This is a genomic window from Romboutsia sp., assembly GCF_035470145.1.
In the GTDB taxonomy this organism is placed as follows: Bacteria; Bacillota; Clostridia; order Peptostreptococcales; family Peptostreptococcaceae; genus Romboutsia_D.
Map to the genome: position 1 here is coordinate 1 of NZ_DATIRC010000093.1, position 1,611 is coordinate 1,611.

Below are 1,611 nucleotides of genomic sequence, written 5' to 3' on the forward strand. Positions count from 1 at the left end.
AATAAAAATTAAATCATAGTCATGTGCTTTATTTTCAAATGCTTTTAACGTTTCAATAGAATCATCACACATATTTGGCATATACTCAAAATTTGTTCTATTCGTAAAAAATTGTTTATAATATTTTGGAGAGGTTGTCGCAAAAAAAGTATCTAAATATGGCAATCTATCATTTATATGTGTTATTCTATCAAAAGGGTCTACCCACCACATGGCAATTTTAATATTTGGAAAAGATTCTTTTATCTTTTTTAAAGTACTTGCATATACTAATTCACAATGCCCTAATAAAAGTAAATCTGGATTGATATTGAGAATAGTATCTATAAGTTTTTGATTCATTTTTTTTGTACCGAGTTTTTTTCGCTTCAAAAAAGTTGAATTTTTGGCTACTTCTCTATAGCTAAAATCATAAACAAAATGACCATTTCTGATTAAACCATTCGTTATTTTTCTATCAATTGAATAAAATACTTGACCCAACTTTGATTCACTAAAGTTTGCACAATGTACCACCTTTAGACTTTTCATTTGTGCTGCCTTTTTATGAAATCTACAATTCTTTCACAAGCTTTCCCATCACCATACGGATTATGCGCTTTACTCATTCTTTCATATTCACTATGATCGTCTAAAAGTTTTTGTGCCTCTTCTATGATGGTTTGCGAATGTGTTCCTACCAGTTTCACTGTTCCTGCTTCAACTGCTTCTGGCCGCTCAGTAGTATCTCTCATTACAAGTACCGGTTTTCCCAAACTGGGAGCTTCCTCCTGAACCCCACCGGAGTCAGTGATGATAAAATATGCTTTACTCATCATATAGATAAAGTTTTCATACTGTAGTGGTTCTATCAAAAATACATTTGATACATCAGATAGTATTTCTTTAACAGGTTTTTGAACATTTGGATTAAGATGAACGGGATAAACGATATCAACATCAGGATTATTTAACGCTAGTGTTTTTAGTGCTTCACAGATATTGATAAATCCTTGCCCAAAATTCTCTCTTCTATGCCCGGTTACAAGTATCAATTTCTTAGTATCATTTAATTGGTACTGAGAATTGATAGATGCAATGATTTTATTTTTTAGTTGCGAACTCTTTTCTATTTTATCTAAAGCTAAAAAAAGTGCATCTATAACAGTATTGCCGGTTACTACAATATTATCTTTGTTTTTATTCTCTTTAAGAAGATTATTTTCACTTGTAGAGGTTGGGGCAAAATGGTAGTTTGCTAAAACTCCTGTTATCTGTCTGTTTGCTTCTTCGGGCCAAGGACTGTATATGTTACCGGTTCTAAGCCCCGCTTCCACATGCCCTACTTTTATTTTATGATAAAAAGCTGCAAGAGAACTGGCACTTGTAGTTGTCGTATCTCCATGGACCAACACAATATCAGGCTTGAAATCAGCCAATACATCTTTCATACCTAATAAAACATTGGATGTTACATCAAATAAATCTTGTCCTGGTTTCATAATGTTTAAATCATAATCAGGAGTAATGTCAAACATATCAAGTACCTGATCTAACATCTCTCTATGTTGTGCCGTTACACATACTTTTAATAAAATTGAAGTCTCTTTTCCAAATGCTTTTACTAAAGGC

Annotated in this window: 2 protein-coding genes; both read right to left on the minus strand. The window is 32.4% G+C overall.

Going from position 1 to position 1,611, the window contains the following annotated elements; genetic code table 11:
• On the minus strand, positions 1 to 531 hold a 531-nt coding region (locus tag VLM92_RS03250), incomplete at its 3' end, for a hypothetical protein (RefSeq protein WP_325274916.1).
• Positions 528 to 1,611 (minus strand): non-hydrolyzing UDP-N-acetylglucosamine 2-epimerase (wecB, locus tag VLM92_RS03255; RefSeq protein WP_325274917.1); only part of this gene is annotated, 1,084 nt, incomplete at its 5' end. The genes VLM92_RS03250 and wecB, both read right to left, overlap by 4 nt.